Consider the following 18,026-nt stretch of genomic DNA (forward strand, 5'->3'; position numbering starts at 1 on the left):
AGGGGCGCTGCTGTAGCGCCCGGTGTCGAGCCTCGTCGTCGATCGGTGAGCTAAGACCCCTGGACGAACTTGCCGGAACAGGCTGGCGCCCGGTTTCAATTCACCTGCGGTACCGTCCGCTCCGGCAGGAGCAGCCGGCGTTCGAACTCCCACAGCAGGATCGGACACGCCAGAAGAGCGGCCGAGCCAAGGCCGAGGGCTGCGCCGGCGCTGCCAGCCCAAAGCGCAAACCTGCCGCCGAGCCAGGGTGCGACGAGCATCGTGGCGTAGTACATCGTGTAGAAGAGGCCCATCCCAAGCGCCCGCGTCGACGGCGCCAGGGCGCGTGTCGGCAAGCTCATGATCGCTCCGGCCGGCAGGCCGCAGACCAAGCCGAGAGCAACCAAGGTGGGGAGCGTCTCAGAACCGCGCCACAACACCAGAACCAGTGCCGCGAAGGCGAGGCAGCTAACCGCCAGCATGGCATTGCGGCTCCCGGTGCGATCCGCGAGATAACCGCCGACTGGAACGGACAGCGCGGCGAGCCACAGCACGATGCTGACCGCAGAGCCGGCCGCGGCGGTTGACCAGCCGCGTTCGACCAGCATAGACGGCGCGAAACTGAAGATCATGGCGAAACCGACATTGTAGAAAGCCCATATCGAGCCTGCCAGCAGCACGGCCCAGACGGCCGGCTTCGCAAGCCGCGAGGCTTCCACCGAAACCGGAGCGATCGTCTGGCCGGGCCGCTGGTAGAAAAGTCCCACCAATGCCAGCGCCGCGGCGATGAGTGCCATCACCGCGATCTCAGTCCCCGTTATGCCGAATTCCGCTTGGATCAGCGGCAGCACAATAAGCGTGAGGGCAATGCCCAACGGCCATGAGTTGATGAAGATCGCCATTGCCGTGGCGATCTGCCGGCCCGCGAACCAGTCGACGACCATCTTCGTCATCAACACGTTCAGCAGGACGCCGCCCACGCCGGAGATCAGCCTGCCGGTGATCTCAACGCTCCATGAAGACGAGGCGCACAGCAGAATTTCCCCCGCCAGCATCAGGGCCAGGCCGGCGAGCACGACCGCCTTGTCGCCGAAGTGCTTGCCGATCGCGCCGCCGGGAAGCGCGAGCGCAACGCCCGGCGCGAAATAGAGGCCAATGAGCACGCCGATACCGGCAAGGTTTGCGTTCAGGTCCTTGCCCAATTCCGGCGCAATGGCCGCGATGCTCTGGAACTGCACCGCCATCGCCGCCCGGGCGACGAAGAGCACGGCAAGGATCATCCAGCGGCTGCGCACGGTTCCCCACGGATTGCGAATTATCCAGGCCTGATATTCTGGTTCAGCCGGAAGAAATTGGCAGGGTCGTATTGCTTCTTGACGGCGGCGAGGCGCGCATAATTTCCGCCGTAGGCATCACGTACGCGCTCGTCGCCCTCATCGCCAAGATTGTTGGCATAGACACCGCCGGTGGAGAACGGCCTGACCTCATTCCACAGCTCGCGCGCCCAGCGAATATTTGCCTCGTCATCGGCCGGATCTTCCCAGATAGCGATCGGGAAGCAGTCGAGCGCCGCATCGCGATTGGCATAGGGCGAGTGCGACGCCGGCACGCGGGCGATCGCTCCGCCGACCTGCTGGAAAACCAGCAGGGACGAGCGATTGGGAGCCCTCGCATAACTGTCGAGCAGCGCCTCGATCGCGCCATCGCTGATCCGGTGCAGGAACTGCGCCTTCCAGTAATAGCGTCGTCCACGCGGAAAGAGGCTGTCGCCAGCCGATTGAATCTGAAGATAGGGAACGGCTTGAAGGCGGCTTTCGATGGGGGATCCGAATCTCATCAGCGGTGCGATGACAGGCTCGCCCGCTTCGGGTGACCCGACATGGCAAGCCGAGATGCTGAAGGCACGGTCGCCCGACGGCAGTGTGACGAGCGCTGCGTCGACGCTCACCTCGTCCGGGGCGTCACGGGAGAATTTGTCGTAAAACCGCATGGCCTCGCGCGCCTGATTATAGGCGTGAAGCACCGAGCCTACGAGAAGGGCCGGGCCGACAGGATGCAGCCGGTATTCGAACGCCGTCACGATGCCGAAATTGCCGCCGCCGCCGCGCAGGGCCCAGAACAGGTCGGGATGCTCGCCGGCGCTTGTTCGCAGCAGCCGTCCGTCGGCCGTGACGATTTCGGCGGCGATTAGATTATCGCAGCTCAGGCCGTGCTTTCGCCCGAGCTTGCCGAAGCCTCCGCCGAGTGTAAGGCCGGCGATACCGGTGTCGCCGTTGACGCCCATGGTCGTCGCAAGACCGTGGGCCTGTGTGGCCGCGTCGAACTCGCCAAGGGTCAGACCGGCTTCGGCCCTGGCGATGCGGCGCTCGGGATCGACGACAATCTTCTTCATGCGCGATAGATCGATCACCATCCCGTCGTCGCAGACGGACAGGCCAGCGACGTTATGGCCGCCGCTGCGAACCGCCACGAGTGAGCCTTGTGACCGGGCATAGGTCACGGCACGAATGACGTCATTGGGATCGGCGCAAAAGACAATTGCGGCAGGGCGTTTGTCGATCGCCCCGTTCCAGACCGCGCGCGCCTGATCGTACGCCGCGTCTGTCGGCAACACCACTTCGCCCCGCAAGCCTTGCCGCAGTTGCTCGATCGCCGAAGAATGGGATCGGCCCGATAACGCATCGGTCTGTCGCGCAATCTCCATCGCAGTCGCCCTCGGTTCCGAGGGAAGCACGGTCTCACAGGGGCCCGCCATCTGCAAAAGCGAAATTCTTGGCTACTGGATGAGCAGAATTCATCTACACTGGCGGCATGAGGAACGTCCCGCCGCTGCGTGCTTTGCACGCCTTCGAGGCCGCCGCCCGGCATGGCAGCTTCAAGGCCGCAGCGGTGGAGCTCGGCGTGACGCCGACGGCGATCAGCCACCAGGTCCGCTTGCTGGAAGAGATATGCGGCCGCAAGCTGTTCCAGCGCCAGCCGCGCCCGCTCGCGCTGACGAGCGCGGGAGCGCGGCTGTTCCCTATCGTCCGCAATGGCTTCGATCTTCTCGCCGGTTCCCTTGCCGCGGTCGCCGAGCCGGATGTTCAAGCGCCACTGCGGGTGACAAGTCCGAACGCTTTCGCGAGCCGGTGGCTGGTGCCCCGGTTGCCGAAATGGCGAGAGGCCAACCCGGCCGTGCCATTGGAGATCATAGGGACGGACGCGGTGCTCGACCTGCGCGCCGGCGCGGCCGATATGGCGATCCGCTACACGCGTCGCCCGCCTGTTGGCCTTGCATCGCAAGAGCTGCGCCGCGATTCCTTCTTTCCCATTTGCAGTCCGCGATTGCTGGCAAGCGACGGGCGCGCGATAGAGCGTGCCGCTGATCTCCTGCGTTATCCGTTGATCCATTTCGACTGGATGAACCGGGATCCGGACGCTCCCACCTGGCGCCGGTGGCTGGCGACGGCCCGTTCGATCGATCCGGACCTGATCCCGGACAAAGCCTGGGATTTGAGCTTCCGCGAGGAACTGCATGCGATCGACGCGGTTGTCGCCGGGCAAGGCATTGCGATCCTGAGCGACGTCGTGGTCGGCCGCGAGCTGGAGAACGGCTCGCTCGTCAAGGCGCATCCATTGTCCCTGCCGGGTTACAGCTTTTATGTCGTGTGGATGCAACACAGTCCGCGATCCGCGGTGATGGAGTCCTTCCTGGCGTGGATGAGAAGCGTGATGTGACTGCCCGACCTGCCGCGGGCGCCTTATGACGCGACGAGCCGAATGCCGTTATTTCGTCAAGGCAACGACAGTCGCCGTTACCCGCTCACAAGTCGACACCAGCTTAGCAGCTTGATGCTCCGTCGGTTGCTCCACCAAGCAGCCTAACGTTGAGCCGGCCGCCCGTGAACAACATGTCGTCCAAAGCTTCGGCGAGCTCCTTGGAGGTCACAGTCTCTCCGTCGCCACGCATGATGCTCGTTTGCGCGGTGCGGCGCATAAGTTCCTTGATGAAGGCAGCGCTGACGCCCTTCGTGCGCGCCACTGCCTCCCCCACGATCCTGTCGGAAAGTTTTAGCCCGCCGCCATAAAGGCGCACCAGCTTCTCCCGACAGTCGTCGTCCGGCAGCGGCACCTCGATGGCCTGGTCGATGCGCCCTGGCCGCCCTGTTAGCGCACCTTCAAGCTGTTCGGGCCGGTTGGTGGTAAGGATGAACAGGATGTCGGCATTATCCTTCAATCCGTCCATCTCGTTCAGCAAGGCGTTGAGGAGAGATTCTTCGCACGGACCCGCCATGTTCTCGCGGTCGCGGGCAATGAAATCCACATCCTCGATCACCACCGTAGCCGGCTGCAGCAACCGTGCCAGCGTCATGTATTGCGACAGAAGGCCCATCTGGCCGGCCGTTATGATGAGTGTCGTATGACCAGGGAGGTTGGCGGCGAGATAGCGAATGGTGTGCGTCTTGCCAGTGCCCGGTGGGCCATAGAGCAGGATGCCCTTGCGCGTCGATTGCCCAAGCCGCCTCAGCGCTTCCCGGCTCTCGATGAACCGGATCACGTTACGATCAAGAAGCTTCAGCGTCTGTTCCGGCAGGATGACCTGGTCCCGCTGCACTTGCGCCAGGCGATGGACCATCACGCCCTTGGAGCGGCCCTGATAGTCTCCTTCCGTTTCCAGGGAAAGAACTTTGCCGCGGTAGGATCGCGCAGTATGGATGGCAGCCTCCAATTGCGAGAAGCAGCGGTCCACAAGGGCCACGCCGTCTTCGCCGGCCGGCACGGCGATCTCGACGCAGGTTCCCGCCTCACGGCCGTATTCACGGTGAAAGGACAGCACGACCGCGTAGTGCAGATCTTCATCCTGATTGAGCCATAGACCGTTGTTGAGACACTTAATTGGCTCGCGGTCGCCGATATCGACATCCTGATACTGCGCCGCCGAGATGGTGACGGCGTGCTGTCCTTCTTTCGTCAAGGCCGCATAGGTCAGCGTCTCATAGCGGTACTGCTCGTAGAGGCCGAAGAAGCGGACGGGCGAGATCGAGAACAGTTTGTCAAGCGCCACCTGCACGTCGGCGCGCATATGGCCGGGAAACTGGCGGGAGGTTGCGATGATCTCGTCATGCGCCAGCCCGGCAAAATGCCATGCGATTGCTTCATGGGCATACTTGAACTTCTTGTCACGCGGGCCCTGTGCTGGAAGGTCGGCCGCGGTCACGCTCTCGGTTCTCTTCGGGGTAGCAGTGATGCGAAGCGGGTGGCCGGCTGCCTTGACGCGTTGCTGCGCCGTATCCAGCATCGCCTTCGCCACAGCGAAAGGATAGCTGCCGCACACAGCCTCTCCCTGCTGGGTCACCGTCGCGGCGAAGGTCTCGGCTTCGGCCTGCGACCGATCGAAGACCGAGCGAACGAGATCGACGACGAACTCCCAAGGAGTCTGGTCGTCATTGTGAATGACAAGCTGCAAATCAGTGGCTTCGGCGGCGGCATTGCGCAATGGGACGGCTCACTTCTCAAGCTGCTGCAGACCAACACTACCTATGCCGGGTTGCATGAATTGTTAACGAACCGCGATCCGTGTTGCTTGACAAGCAGGATTTCATCGCCTTCGACCGGACAGGCAGGTGCGGCTCTCGCCGGCCCCTTTCGTGCTGCGCCTGGCCGTCGATCGATAAGCTGCACGACGGCCCTGCCATCGTGCGGCAGCTCACTGATCGATGACGAGCCGCAGCACCTTGGACGCCGGCAAGAGACGCACCTGCCTGCCGCAGTGGAAGGCGATGAAATCCTGCCCGATGCCGTCGGCGAAAATGACGATTACAGGCGTACGCCGGTGGCACTTCGGACCGGCGTGGGGCTTCTTGCCCAGACAGGACGCAATGATGCTTTGCCTATCTGCTAAGCGCCCTTAGCAGCGTCCTCGATCAGCTTGACAAGCAAATTGCGAAACCTCTCGGCGGACCTATCCCCTATATTTCCGACATCCTCTGCCACCATCCCGGGCGAAGAAACTGATGCCTCCCCACTCAGTTGAACCCTGACTGTGAACGTCTTTCTGGCCGTCTTTTCCAATCCTTCTCTGTAGATCTGGAACCGGAGGGAGGGTGTTAACGCTTTGACTTCGCGGCGTGGCGTGGTGTCTATGTATATGGTCACCTCGCCCGCCACCTCTGCCCTGGCCGCTTCCAACGACGCGACCACGATATCGTTTAACCAGGCCCTGGCTTGAGCGCCGAAGTCCGTAATTTGGGCATCCGCCTTGTCATTGCGGATGCGTTTCTCTTGCTGACGGTGAGCTTCCTTGCCGCGTTCAAGGGCTTCTTTGAATTTAGACATCCTAATCGCCTCCGATTTTGTCAGCACATGAGGCTGGCCATCAAATCGGTCACCGTTCTCCCAACAGATAGAACGCGTGCAATCGACGTCCGTTGCGTAGGCTGTATCTCCCGAATTTTCCACGATCTTTGGTCGGCCCGCATCGCGCAGCCGATCGGCGGTGATGGAGTCCTTCCTGGCATGGATGAGAAGCGTCCTGTGAGGCTGCCGAAGCTGGGATAGAGCGCGCCGGATTGACGCTCGAACGAGCCTGACGCGGGAACGATACTATATGCTGCTACCGCAAGCAGAGGAGACGGCCAGCAGCATTAATTATTTGAATTCAAACAGCTCAATCAAGTTGCCGGATGGGTCTTTCAGAAGCCTGGCTCGACCGGCGCCGGCTTCGCTGATTGCTCCTCTGAATTCGGCCCCACCGGCGTTCAACCGGCTGACGAGACCGTCCAAGTCCTTCGTAACAATCATAAACCGGTTCCATCCGCCAGGTTCCGGATCGCCGCCTGCGGTTCCTCCACTGCCCGCTCCTGGGGCGCTCAAATAGAGCGTCAGATCACCACGAACAAGCGCTGCGAACTTGCCGGGATTGTGCATGTTCACTGAGAACTCGAGCTTATCGCGATAGAATTCGACCGATCTATCCACGTTCGTCACAATGTATCGGATGGATGCCATGTGCGCGCTCCGTCATCACCGCGCAGGTTTATGCGCAAACGCATAGATCTGCGTGACGTTCCACGAGCGCGGTTCGCTATTTCCATGAAACGGTGAAAGGCTCTATAGGTTCAGCCCCTGGAAGCGTCGGCCTTCGCGTTCGCTCCCTCGAGCAGCGCGATCAATCCCTTGAGGATCTCTAGCGGCGGCGGCGGGCAGCCCGGAATATGCAGGTCGACAGGCACCACGTCCGAGACGCCGCCCACGATTGCGTAGCTGCCGGCGAAGCAGCCGCCGTCCTTGGCGCAGTCGCCCAGCGCCACCACCCATTTCGGGTTGGGCGTCGCGTCAAAGGTCCGCTTCAGCGCTTCGCGCATATTTTTGGTGACCGGCCCGGTGACTAAAAGCACGTCGGCATGGCGGGGCGACGCGACGAAGCGGAAGCCGAAGCGCTCGATGTCGTAGAAGGCGTTGTTGAGCGCGTGCATTTCGAGCTCGCAGCCATTGCAGGAACCGGCGTCGACCGCGCGGATCGACAGGCTCCGGCCGAGCCTCTTGCGGGCGACACCGTCGAGCGCGCGCGCCAGCTCATCGACCGCCGCATCGCTCACCTCAGGCGGACGCTCGGTGAGCGGCGGGCGGATCAGGCTTTCGAAGAGGAGCTTGCGCATGACGGCGTGCCTCGGGCCACGTTAAAGATCATGGCCGGAATAGGAGCAGTTGAACGATTTGTTGCAGATCGGGAAGTCGGCGACGATGTTGCCTTCGATCGCCGCTTCCAGGAGCGGCCATTGGAACCATGACGGATCGCGCAGGTGGCAGCGCTCGATCGAGCTGTCCTCGCCGATGCGCAGCCATGCCAGGATATCGCCGCGGAAACCCTCGACCAGCGCCATGCCCTCGCGCGGCCCGTTTGGCGCATCAATATCGACGTGGATCGGGCCGGCGGGTAGCCGCCCGAGAATCTGCTCGACCAGCGACAGGCTCTGCTCGACCTCGCGCACGCGGATCCAGACGCGCGCGTTGACGTCGCTCTCCTGCAGCACCGGCACATCGAAGGCGAGTTGATCGTAGGGCGCGTAGCCTGGGGTGCGCCGCGCATCGAAATCGCGGCCGGAGGCGCGCCCGACATAGCCGCCCGCCGCATATTGCCGGGCAAGCTCGACCTTGAGCCTACCGGTCGCGACGGTCCGGTCCTGCAGCGATGCCGTGTTGTCGTAGAGCTCGACCAGATGCGGAAAGCGCTGCCTGATCTCCGCGACCAGCGATCGGATGGCGCTCGTCCCGGCCTCGCCGAGATCGCTTGCCACGCCGCCGGGCACGATGCGGTCGCGCATCAGGCGATGGCCGAAGGCCGCATCGGCGGCGCGCAGCACGCGTTCGCGCAGCACGCCGCAATGCGCATGCATCAGCGCGAAGGCGGCGTCATTGCAGATGGCGCCGATATCGCCGAGATGATTGGCAAGGCGCTCCAGCTCGGCCATCAGCGCGCGCAGCCAGACTGCGCGCGGCGGTACGGCGACGCCGAGCGCCGCTTCCGCCGCGCGGGCAAAGGCAAGGGAATAGGCTACCGTGCTGTCGCCCGACGTCCTGCCCGCGAGTTTTGCCGCACGATCGATGGACGCGCCGGCCATCAGGCCTTCGATGCCCTTATGCACATAGCCCAGCCGCTCCTCCAGCCGCACCACCGTCTCGCCGCTTGCCGTGAAGCGGAAATGCCCCGGCTCGATGATGCCGGCATGCACCGGCCCGACCGGGATCTGGTGCAGACTCTCGCCCTCCGCCGCCATGAACCGGTAGGAGGACGCAGCCGCCGGCCCACCCGGCCGCGCTGCCAGCGGATGGCTGACGCCCCATTGGCCGTGGTCGACCCAGCGGCGGGTGTCGGGGAGACCCTGCGGCGCCAGGCCGAAGAGATCGGCCGCGGCGCGCTCCAGCCGCAGCGCCGGCGGATGCTGCTGGCCGACCGACGGATAGCGGCCGCCACGGCAGTCCAGGCTGATCACGCCGATGTTTAGCGCTTCGTCGAGAAGCGCCATGTGCACCCTGTCCGGCTCGCCCCACAGGCCGAGCAGGCTCCAGCGGCCGGCGGCGAGCTGTTCGACGGCTAGGTTCCAGACCTTCGGCGCCACCACGGCGCGCCGCCAGGGAGCGTGATGCTCGACCGGGCGACCGGCCTCGATGAGATCTATCAGCGCGGGCATGTTCTTCCTGCTCATGGCCTCACCCCAGGATACCGGCGACATGCTGGAACCACGCGACCAGCGGCGCCGGCAGATAGACGCCGGCGGCAAACACCAAGGCGAGGTGCGAATACATCGGCACGTAGGACGCCTCGACCGGCGCCGTGCCGCCGCGCGGCTCGCCGAAGGCGAGGCCGGTCAGCCGCAAAAGCAGCGCGCCGAAGGCGATGAGCAGCCCGAACACCAGCGGGATCGCCAGCCAGGGATGTCTGGCGAAGGTCGAGCTGACGACCAGGAATTCACTCATGAAGATGCCGAGCGGCGGCAGGCCGGCTATTGCCACGACACCGATGACGAGCGCCCAGCCAAGCCCGGGATGGCTTTCGGTCAGCCCCCTGATCTCGGAGATCTTCTGCGTGCCCTTGACCTGCGCGATATGGCCGACGGCGAAGAAGATCGCCGACTTGGTCAGGCTGTGAATGACCATGTGCAGCAGGCCGGCGAAGTTGGCGAGTGGGCCGCCCATGCCGAAGGCGAAGACGATGATGCCCATGTGCTCGATCGAGGAATAGGCGAACAGGCGTTTGATGTCGCGGCGGCGGTAGAGCATGAAGGCCGCGAAGATCAGCGAGGTCAGTCCCATCGTCGCCATCAGCGGCCCCGGGCCGATCGCCTCAGGGCTCGCGGCGAGCAAAAGCTTGAAGCGCAGCACGGCGTAGAGCGCGACGTTGAGCAGCAGGCCCGACAGCACCGCCGAGATCGGCGTCGGGCCTTCGGCATGCGCGTCGGGCAACCAGGCATGCAGCGGCGCGAGCCCGACCTTGGTGCCATAGCCGAGCAGCAGGAAGATGAAGGCGACGCTGAGCAGGGCCGGGTCGAAATGCGCCGCCTTGTCGATCAGCACCGACCAGACCATGGCGTTGGTGCCCGCGCCGACAACCGGCTGGGCGGCCATGTAGACGAGGATGGTGCCGAACAGAGCGAGCGCGATACCGACACTGCCGAGGATGAAATACTTCCAGGCCGCCTCCAGCGCCTCATGCGTGCGGTAGATGCCGACCATCAGCACGGTGGTCAGCGTGGCGAGCTCCACCGCGACCCACATCAGGCCGATATTGTTCGACACGAAGGCGAGATTCATGCCGAACATCATGATCTGGTACATGGCGTGGTAGAACCGGAGGTTCGGCGCGGTCAGCCGCCCGGTCTCCAGCTCATGCGCGATATAGGAGGCGCTGAACACGCTGGTGGTGAAGCCGACGAATGTGTTGAGCACGATGAAGACGATGTTGAGGTCGTCCACCAGCATATATTGTCCCGGCGCCGGCCGTTCGGTGACGAACAGCGAGAGCGCCGCGAGCAAGGTCAGCAGGCTCGCTATGACGTTCACGACCGCCGTCATCTTGTAGTTCGGCAATGCCGCCAGAATGGCCGCGGCAGCCGCTGGAATAAAAAGGATCGCGGCCACGGCATCGAAGGAGAACGCGGTCACTGGCGCTCTCCCCGGTAGTCGTCGAGCGCGCCGACATCGACCGAATCGAACCGCTCGCGGATGCGGAACAGGAAGACGCCGATGACGATGAAGGCGATCAGGATCGAGAAGGCGACGCTGATCTCGACGACCAGCGGCATGCCCTTGGCGCCGGTGGCGGCCAGCACCAGGCCGTTCTCCAGCGACATGAAGCCGACGACCTGGCTGACGGCGTTGCGCCTTGTGACCATCACCAGGAGGCCAAGCAATATGATCGACAACGCGAAGGCGAGATCCTCGCGGGCGAGCGGGTCGGCCTCGGGCGTGACCCTCAGCATCAGCAGCATGGAGAGCGTCACCAGCCCAATGCCTGCGAGCATGGTCGGACCGATGCCGACCGCGGTCTCGATGTCGCGATGGATGCCGAGCCGCTGGATGATGCGATGCAGCCCGACGGGGATGACGATCGCCTTGAAGACCAGCGCTATTGCCGCGGTGATGTAGAGATGATGCGCTTCCTGGATATAGGCCTGCCAGGCCACCGACAGCGCCAGCACGACCGCATGCAGGGCAAAGACGTTGATCAGCGCGAACAGGCGGTCCTGGTAGAGCATCATGAAGGAGACCAGCACCAGGCTGCCGGCGAGCAGATGGGCGATGTCGAAGGTGAGACCGTTCATCACAGGCTCCGCGAGACGAACAGCAAGAGCGTGCCTAGCAGCGCCAGCATCAGCGCCGCGCCCAGGAAGTCCGGCACGCGGAAGACACGCATCTTAGCCACCGCCGTCTCGAACACGGCCAGCAGGATGGCAAGCACCGCAAGCTTGGCGAGGTAGGCGGCGGCGCCGATGGCCAGCGCTTTCGGCCCCGCCCCGGCGCTCGCCAGCCCCCAGGGCAGGAAGACGCAGGAGATCAGCGACACGTAGAGCACGAGCTTGAGGAAGGTGGCGAGTTCGATCATCGCCAGATGGCGGCCGGAATATTCCAGGATCATCGCCTCATGGACCATGGTGAGCTCCAGATGCGTGGCCGGATTGTCGACCGGAATGCGCGCATTCTCGGCGATCGCCACCATCACCAGGGCGATCAGCGACATGCCGAGCGACACCCGCAGTCCGACCTCGGGCGAGCTCATGAAGGCCGCGACCGTCGAAAGCTGCGTGGCGCCGGCGACCAGCGCCAGGCTGAACACGATGAGCAGCATCGCGGGTTCGGCCAGCGAGGCGATCATCACCTCGCGGCTGGCGCCGATGCCGCCGAAACTGGTGCCCACGTCCATGCCGGCCAGCGCCTGGAAGAAGCGCGCGCTGCCGAGCAGCGCCACGATGACGATGAGGTCTGCGGTCCAGCTGAACTGGAGGCCGGCGGCGAATGTCGGAACGAGCGCCGCCGCGACCCAGGTGGCGGCGAAGATCAGGTAGGGCGTCACGCGGAACAGCCAGGACGCGTTTTCGGCCAGCACGACTTCCTTGCGCATCAGCCTGACCAGATCGCGATAGGGCTGGATGAGCGAAGGTCCCTGCCTTCTCAGCAGCCTTGCCTTCACCTTGCGCACGAAGCCGATCAGCAGCGGCGCCAGCAAAAGCACCAAAAGCATCTGGGCCCCCTGCACGGCCAGCTGGAAAATCACGGCCATAGCGCAAGCACCAGAAGCAGGATGACGAGGTAGAGGAAGACCAGCGTCAGATAGCGACGGATCGTCAGGAACTGCAGGTAGTTCAGCCGTTCGGTGGCGAAATCGATCGCACCCGTGATCGGCTGGTAGAAAATCTCCCAGGCCACATCGTGGAAATCCACCTTGAGGCGCGCCGGTTCGAGGGAACCCGGCGCCGGCATTTCCACCGTCTCCCGGGCACGAAAAGCGAAGCTGCCGAAGACCCGGCGAATGGGCTGCGCGAAGCTAACGGCCGTGTATTGCGCCGCAGGTACCGCGTCGGCGAAGCCGCATCCCCATGCCGGGCCCCGGCGCAGCGCATGCGAGGCGAAGCGATGAATGAAGAAGGCCGCGAGCGAGGCCGAGATGGTGATGAAGACGAACACCAGCAGGCCGTTGTAGGAGCTGCGGCTTTCGGCGATCGGCACGATCGACAGCCAAGGATCGGCCGTCTGCACCGGCATGCGGTCGCCGATGAGCGAGAGCGTCACCGGCGACAGGCCGTCGATGACGAAGCCGGGCAGGACGCCGGCGAGCAGGCAGAAGACGGCAAGCAGGGCCATCGCCGTCAGCGACCAGCGGTCGACCTCATGCGTTTGTTCCACCACCGCCGATCGCGCCCGGCCAAGAAAAGTGATGCCGAATGCCTTGACGAAGCAGGCCGCGGCCAGCGCCGCCGCCAGCGCCAGCATGCCGCCGACGGCGGGCACGATGACCTTCAGTCCCCATTGCGGCAGCTCGGGACTTTGCAATATGGCCTGAAAGACCAGCCATTCGGAGGCGAAGCCGTTGAACGGCGGCAGCGCCGAAATCGAGACGCAGCCGACGAGGAAGACGAAGCTGGTCACCGGCATGCGATGGATCAGGCCGCCGAGCTTTTCCATGTCGCGCTCGCCGGTCGCCGTCAGCACGGCGCCGGCGCCGAAAAACAGCAGGCTCTTGAAGAAGGAATGGTTGAGCACGTGGAACAGCGCCGCGGTGAAGGCCAGCGCTGCGGCCGACGGCATGGCGTTCGCCTTGAAGGCCAGCGCAAGGCCGAGGCTCGCAAAGACGACGCCGATGTTCTCGATGGTCGAGTGGGCAAGCAGCCGCTTGAGGTCCTTTTCCATCAGCGCATGGAGGATGCCCAGAACCGCCGTCGCGCCGCCAATGAGAAGCACTGCGACGCCCGACCACCATGCCGGCGCGCCGAGAAGGTCGAACACCACGCGGATGAAACCGTAGATGGCGACCTTGGTCATGATGCCGCTCATCAGCGCCGAGACGTGGCTGGGTGCTGCCGGATGAGCGAGCGGCAGCCAGGCGTGCAGCGGGACGAGGCCGGCTTTGGAGCCGGCGCCGAGCAGCATGAGCGCAAGCACCGCGCCGGCGGCGAGCGGGCCGGGTTGTGCCGCGCGCATGGCGTCGAACGCATAGGTCCCTGCCGGCCCCGCCAGCAGGCCGAAGGCCAGCAGCAGCGCCAGCGTGCCGAAGCTTGCCATCACCAGATAGATGTAGCCGGCTCGCCTGTTTTCCGCATCTCGGTGGTGCGCCATGACCAGCGCCCAGGAGGCGAGCGACATGAATTCCCAGGACAGCAGGAAGCTGAAGGCGTCGTTGGCCAGCACGACGAGGTTCATGCCGGCGAGGAAGGCTGGGTAGAACGGCAGCACGCGATGCGGCGCGGATTCGTGCTTGCCGTAGCCAAGACCGTAGAGGCTGGTGATGGCGCCGCCCAGGTTGACGACGACAAGAAAGAACGCCGACAGGCCGTCGAGCCGAAACCGGGCGCCGGTCCACGGTAGGCCGACCGGCAAGGTGATGGCAGACACCTCGCCGGGATTGCCTGCGAGGTGGCCTGCGACGATGACGAGCAAGGCGGCCGAAATGGCGAGCGCCGCGCCATAGACGAAGCGTGTCGCCGAGGCGCGCCGACTGACGGCTCCGGCCAAGATGGCTGTTGCCAGAAGCGCGGCGGGACCGCACAGAAGAAAGGCAACGGTCGAAATCACGGCAGGCTCCCGCCGAGCCCGGCGTCGCTGGTATCGGGCGCCCTGGCCGGATCGAGGCCGGCCTTCAGCCGCACGCCGCGTCCGCCGCCCTGGCTGACCGCGCCTTCCCCGATCAATTCGATGCCGGCCACCTCAAGCGCCGCGATCAGCTTCATCAGCGAATCGACGTTGCCCCGGATGATCGAGCCGCTGGCTTCCATACGCTGGATCGTCGGCACCGACAGGCCGGACAATTCGGCAAGCCGGCGCTGATCGATGCCGAGCAGCGATCTGGCGGCGCGCAATTGTGGTGCGGTTATCACCGACGACTCTCTTGCTTAGTTTTGAAGTATGAGCTCTCGGCGCTGAAGCATACATTAAAAGGTCTTACCGTCAATAAATGATGTTTCAAACATGGATGCTGGTGAAAGCATGAGGCGCTTGAACTCTCGCGGCGGAATCGTTAGGGCGACCAGATTCTCAGCGGAAGTCAGTGATGAGGAGGCGCACCCGTGCGCAGGGTGGCGCGAGCAACCAGCGCACCTGCGAGGTGCTGCTATCGATGCAATGCGCTCACGTCTTTTCAATCGGCGAAACGGATATCCGCGTCGGCAACACAGTAGGGCGCGTAGCGGAAGTCGCGAATCCCCGCGACCTCATCGCCGCGCCAATCGATCAGGACGAAGCCGCGCACCGCATCGCCCGCCTGCGGGTTGCGGATCAGGATCGCCGGCCGACCGTCGACGAAGCCGAGCGACAGCGCCCAGTCGCTGATGCGGTCGTAATTGCCGAAATAGGTCGAAGCCTCCTTCTTGCCGCGTAGACGGGTGCGGTTCACGACCTCAAGCTCAATGTCTTCGGCGATCAGCGCCCTGACGGCGTCGAAGTCGCGAGCGTTGAACAGATCGATGTAGCGGCGCAGCCGGCGCTCTTGGTCCGGATCGAGTTTCGGCATCGCCACCTCATCCGGCGCCGCGGCCAGCGCTTTCAACTCAGCCCGGCCGCGATGCAGCGCCGCCTTGGTGGCGGCAAGCGTGGCGCCTGTCACCTCGCAGGCTTCATGCAGGCTGAGGCCGAGCACGTCGACCAGGATCACCGCGCTGCGCTGCGCCAGCGTCAGCCGCATGAAGCTGCGCAGACTGGTCGCCGCCGCAAGCCTCGCCTCCGCGCTGGCGGAGAGGTCCTCTATTCCGGTCATGTCGGCCTCGGTGATGCGGGAACGCTCGCGCTGGCGGCGGCGCAGATGATCCTGCGCCGCATTGTGGGCGATGCGGAACAGCCACTGCTCGGGACGCTCGACCGCGGCGCCGCCATCATGCGCAGCAAGCGCTTTCACCACCGCTTCCTGCACGATGTCCTCGCCCTCGATCACCGAGCCGGCCATGCGGGCGGCATAGCGGTGCAATTTCGGCCGCAGGCCGACGAGCATGACTTCAAGTGCTGCGCGGTCGAATTTTGCTAAGCTCATCGTTTCCGTTCTCGCTTCGCCGGCCCGTCGGGTCATACCGCGCCCGGTCAGGCCGGCACGGCCTCGTCGGCGCTCGTCAGCATATGATAGTTGCCGACGATCTTTGCCGGCGACCGGGCCAGCGGTGTGGAGCGCCGCCCTGCATGATCGGCGCCGAAGGCCTTGAAAGCGTCAAGCCCGGTCAGTTCCGAACTGTCCTCGTCGTAGCCGACAAGATGGACGAATTCGCCGTTCTCCAGTTCAAGCACGAGATAGCGCACGGACTGAGGCTTCGTTTCATTCAGCGCCTCGAACACGTTTGCCACAAGCGCCCGGTTCTCGGCGACGGCGGTGTCCTTCACGCCGTAGCGGATGAGGTTGTAGTTCATTTCTCGTCTCCTTTTTGGCGGGTCTGCGTAAGGAAGACGTTTCGTGCCACCGAAAAGATTCTCACCGGCCTGCGAATCTTTTTGCCAGCCGCAGTCGTCTTTCGCGCGTAGTGGCCGCACCCGCGGCCGCCGCGATGAGGAGAGACATCATGCATATCCAGTTTGCCGAACTTCCGGTGCTCGACCAGGATCGCGCCAAGGCGTTCTACACCGACAAGCTTGCGTGCCAGGTCATTGCCGACCAGCCGATGGGCGATGGCGGCTGGCGCTGGGTGGAGCTGGCGTTCCCCCACGCGGTCACCAACCTGCATTTCATCAGGCGCGCCGATGCGGCACCGAGCGCGGAGCCGGTGCTCGTCCTGGTCGATGAGGATGTCGAGGCAAGGGTCGCATCGCTCAAGGCCAGGGGTGTCGAGATCGTCACCGAGCCGCAGGAAGCGCCATGGCAGCCGGGCCGCACCGTCGCCGAATTCCGTGACAGCGAAGGCAACCGTATGGTGCTGGCCAGCCGATAGTCTGGCGGTATTCCACACATCGCGTCGCCGGTTCTCGGTCAACCACACCCGCCGCGCCCAAAGTCGCCGCACAAGGCCGTCATCGGCGTTGTTAACCCCCTAGCTGTTGCAGCTTGCGACAGGCACGCCTTGCGCCCTCACGGCATCTCTGGCGACATCTCTCCTTGTTGCCATCCCTGCATCGCCCAACGGATTCCGGTTTAGCAGGTGCGATCGTTTCCGCCGAACGATTGGAAGGTTCATTGATAGGCAACGAGACTTGCGGCTTGCGACTCACTTTCTTCGGCAGGATCCTTTTGCGTGGCGGCGTAGGTGCTTGGAACTTGGCAATTCGGCTCTTTGCAATTTCGATGAATGCACCATTCGGAAATGCCGCTAGATAAGCACGATACATCGAGACATCGGATGTATCCTTGATCGATTTCCAAAATTCGAGCTCTGTCGCCGCGTCTGGCTGATAGGGGTCTGCCGGAGACTGACTGGACGCGGCATCTGGGTTGAATGAGAACCCCGGCTCCACCAGGGACGAGTTGCTCCAGGGGACCTGCTTCCCAGAAGTCGCGTTCATGACGTCCAACCGGACGCGACGCATAAGAATTTCAATGTCGATCGAAGGAGTCTTTATCCGCTTCACAAGAGAGTCTGCAAACGGGCTATGATTGACGGCTCCATCGAGAGCCACGTTGCCGGGCTGTGTTGCAAAGCCGATAAAGACTCCCCTGCCAGCATCCAAGGCTCCCAGCCCCTTTCCTATGGCAAGGCCGCGACTTTGACCCGGTCCACTCAATTGCTTGACGAAAGGATTGTCGCGACAGGCATCGAGAAGGACGATTGCGGTATTTTCCTCGGCCGTCATGGCGGCGATAATGTCTTGCAGGCGCTCAGCCTCGAGAGCCAAGTCCGCCGGACGTTGAAGCGCGGCATCAACAGGCAATAGGTAGTTTTCCCCGTTCGCTTGGAGCCCGTGTCCGGCGAAGTAAAAAAGGGAGACGTCACCCGGCCGTAAGTTTCGCCTGAATTTTCCGATGAGTTCCCTGAACGTTGATGCGTCAGCATCCAATCCAAGGGTGACCTCAAAGCCCGTCTCTTGCAAAACTTGGGAGATGGCATTCGCGTCATTCACCCCGTTGGGGAGCGATGGCGCATAACGGTAGGCCGAGTTGCCGATGACAAGCGCATATCTATGGCTGCGCTGACCGATCTGGGCCTCAGAGGAAGCCGGTGTCGACAAGCCGGCCAGAAAAAGAAGGCACGCGCATAACAAGCAAATCTTGGACATTGCGACGTTCCCGAGTAACGGAGAATATTAGCATCCGTTAAAGCGCGTGGGTACCCACTATATGAGACGGTCTTGCTTGGAAAAGTGTCCAAACTTGCCGGAGGCCGCCCCGTATGAGTCTCCGCGCATCGTCACGCCTTTTCGGGCATCGACTTCAAGGAATATTCAATCGC

The 18,026-nt window shown here is 63.6% G+C and carries 18 protein-coding genes; 3 read left to right on the plus strand and 15 right to left on the minus strand.

The features are described 5' to 3' along the window. Positions 1 to 95: 95 nt before the first annotated feature. Positions 96 to 1,259, minus strand: coding sequence for an MFS transporter (locus RFM40_RS05515; protein WP_320277286.1), 1,164 nt, complete (start codon positions 1,257 to 1,259; stop codon positions 96 to 98). Between the two features lie 35 nt (positions 1,260 to 1,294). Continuing rightward, complete coding sequence (locus RFM40_RS05520) at positions 1,295 to 2,734, minus strand: FAD-binding oxidoreductase (protein WP_320277319.1); 1,440 nt, start codon at positions 2,732 to 2,734, stop codon at positions 1,295 to 1,297. Between the two features lie 56 nt (positions 2,735 to 2,790). Here RFM40_RS05520 and RFM40_RS05525 point away from each other — a divergent pair, with 56 nt between their 5' ends. Next, positions 2,791 to 3,696 (plus strand): LysR substrate-binding domain-containing protein, encoded by a 906-nt coding sequence (locus tag RFM40_RS05525; RefSeq protein ID WP_320277287.1) that lies wholly within the window; start codon positions 2,791 to 2,793, stop codon positions 3,694 to 3,696. A gap of 103 nt (positions 3,697 to 3,799) precedes the next feature. Here RFM40_RS05525 and RFM40_RS05530 read toward each other — a convergent pair whose 3' ends face one another. Beyond that, positions 3,800 to 5,455 carry an ATP-dependent Clp protease adaptor ClpS gene (locus RFM40_RS05530; protein WP_320277288.1) on the minus strand — a complete coding sequence of 552 codons (1,656 nt, stop codon included), beginning with the start codon at positions 5,453 to 5,455 and terminating at the stop codon, positions 3,800 to 3,802. Here RFM40_RS05530 and RFM40_RS05535 point away from each other — a divergent pair. Continuing rightward, positions 5,408 to 5,860: a hypothetical protein gene (locus RFM40_RS05535; RefSeq protein WP_320277289.1), complete on the plus strand. Its 453-nt coding sequence runs from the start codon at positions 5,408 to 5,410 to the stop codon at positions 5,858 to 5,860. The two genes, RFM40_RS05530 and RFM40_RS05535, sit on opposite strands and share 48 nt — an antisense overlap. On the opposite strand, the gene RFM40_RS05540 is transcribed toward RFM40_RS05535, so the two are convergent. The 11 genes from RFM40_RS05540 to RFM40_RS05590 form a co-directional block, all read right to left on the minus strand. Then, complete coding sequence (locus RFM40_RS05540) at positions 5,857 to 6,294, minus strand: hypothetical protein (RefSeq protein ID WP_320277290.1); 438 nt, start codon at positions 6,292 to 6,294, stop codon at positions 5,857 to 5,859. The two genes, RFM40_RS05535 and RFM40_RS05540, sit on opposite strands and share 4 nt — an antisense overlap. 312 nt (positions 6,295 to 6,606) lie before the next feature. Continuing rightward, positions 6,607 to 6,966, minus strand: coding sequence for a VOC family protein (locus RFM40_RS05545; RefSeq protein ID WP_126096822.1), 360 nt, complete (start codon positions 6,964 to 6,966; stop codon positions 6,607 to 6,609). Between the two features lie 110 nt (positions 6,967 to 7,076). Next, on the minus strand, positions 7,077 to 7,616 hold the full coding sequence (locus tag RFM40_RS05550; RefSeq protein ID WP_320277291.1) for an NADH-quinone oxidoreductase subunit B family protein: 540 nt from the start codon (positions 7,614 to 7,616) through the stop codon (positions 7,077 to 7,079). Between the two features lie 21 nt (positions 7,617 to 7,637). Then, entirely contained in the window at positions 7,638 to 9,149 is a 1,512-nt protein-coding gene (locus RFM40_RS05555) for a hydrogenase large subunit (RefSeq protein WP_320277320.1), read from the minus strand. A 19-nt stretch (positions 9,150 to 9,168) separates the two neighbouring features. Further along, positions 9,169 to 10,620, minus strand: coding sequence for a hydrogenase 4 subunit F (locus RFM40_RS05560; RefSeq protein ID WP_320277292.1), 1,452 nt, complete (start codon positions 10,618 to 10,620; stop codon positions 9,169 to 9,171). Further along, the gene (locus RFM40_RS05565) at positions 10,617 to 11,279 is read right to left on the minus strand and encodes a hydrogenase-4 component E (protein WP_320277293.1); all 663 of its coding nucleotides are present in this window, start codon (positions 11,277 to 11,279) and stop codon (positions 10,617 to 10,619) included. Before RFM40_RS05565 ends, RFM40_RS05560 begins: the two co-directional genes overlap by 4 nt. Continuing rightward, positions 11,279 to 12,235, minus strand: a complete 957-nt coding sequence (locus tag RFM40_RS05570) for a respiratory chain complex I subunit 1 family protein (protein WP_320277294.1) — start codon at positions 12,233 to 12,235, stop codon at positions 11,279 to 11,281. Before RFM40_RS05570 ends, RFM40_RS05565 begins: the two co-directional genes overlap by 1 nt. Further along, entirely contained in the window at positions 12,226 to 14,241 is a 2,016-nt protein-coding gene (hyfB, locus tag RFM40_RS05575) for a hydrogenase 4 subunit B (protein ID WP_320277321.1), read from the minus strand. Before hyfB ends, RFM40_RS05570 begins: the two co-directional genes overlap by 10 nt. Next, positions 14,241 to 14,546 (minus strand): helix-turn-helix domain-containing protein, encoded by a 306-nt coding sequence (locus RFM40_RS05580; protein WP_320271948.1) that lies wholly within the window; start codon positions 14,544 to 14,546, stop codon positions 14,241 to 14,243. The genes hyfB and RFM40_RS05580 overlap by 1 nt, the downstream gene beginning before the upstream one ends. A 260-nt stretch (positions 14,547 to 14,806) precedes the next feature. Continuing rightward, positions 14,807 to 15,691: a sigma-70 family RNA polymerase sigma factor gene (locus tag RFM40_RS05585; protein ID WP_320277295.1), complete on the minus strand. Its 885-nt coding sequence runs from the start codon at positions 15,689 to 15,691 to the stop codon at positions 14,807 to 14,809. A gap of 47 nt (positions 15,692 to 15,738) precedes the next feature. After that, the gene (locus tag RFM40_RS05590; protein ID WP_320277296.1) at positions 15,739 to 16,059 is read right to left on the minus strand and encodes a hypothetical protein; all 321 of its coding nucleotides are present in this window, start codon (positions 16,057 to 16,059) and stop codon (positions 15,739 to 15,741) included. 149 nt (positions 16,060 to 16,208) lie between these two features. On the opposite strand from RFM40_RS05590, the gene RFM40_RS05595 reads away from it, so the two are divergent. Further along, a complete protein-coding gene (locus RFM40_RS05595; RefSeq protein ID WP_320225217.1) occupies positions 16,209 to 16,574 on the plus strand; it encodes a VOC family protein in 366 nt (121 codons plus the stop codon). A gap of 91 nt (positions 16,575 to 16,665) precedes the next feature. Here RFM40_RS05595 and RFM40_RS05600 read toward each other — a convergent pair whose 3' ends face one another. Next, positions 16,666 to 17,853 (minus strand): caspase family protein, encoded by a 1,188-nt coding sequence (locus RFM40_RS05600; protein ID WP_320277297.1) that lies wholly within the window; start codon positions 17,851 to 17,853, stop codon positions 16,666 to 16,668. Positions 17,854 to 18,026: the final 173 nt, after the last annotated feature.

The sequence above is a fragment of the Mesorhizobium captivum genome (assembly GCF_033977165.1).
In the GTDB taxonomy this organism is placed as follows: domain Bacteria; phylum Pseudomonadota; class Alphaproteobacteria; order Rhizobiales; family Rhizobiaceae; genus Mesorhizobium; species Mesorhizobium captivum.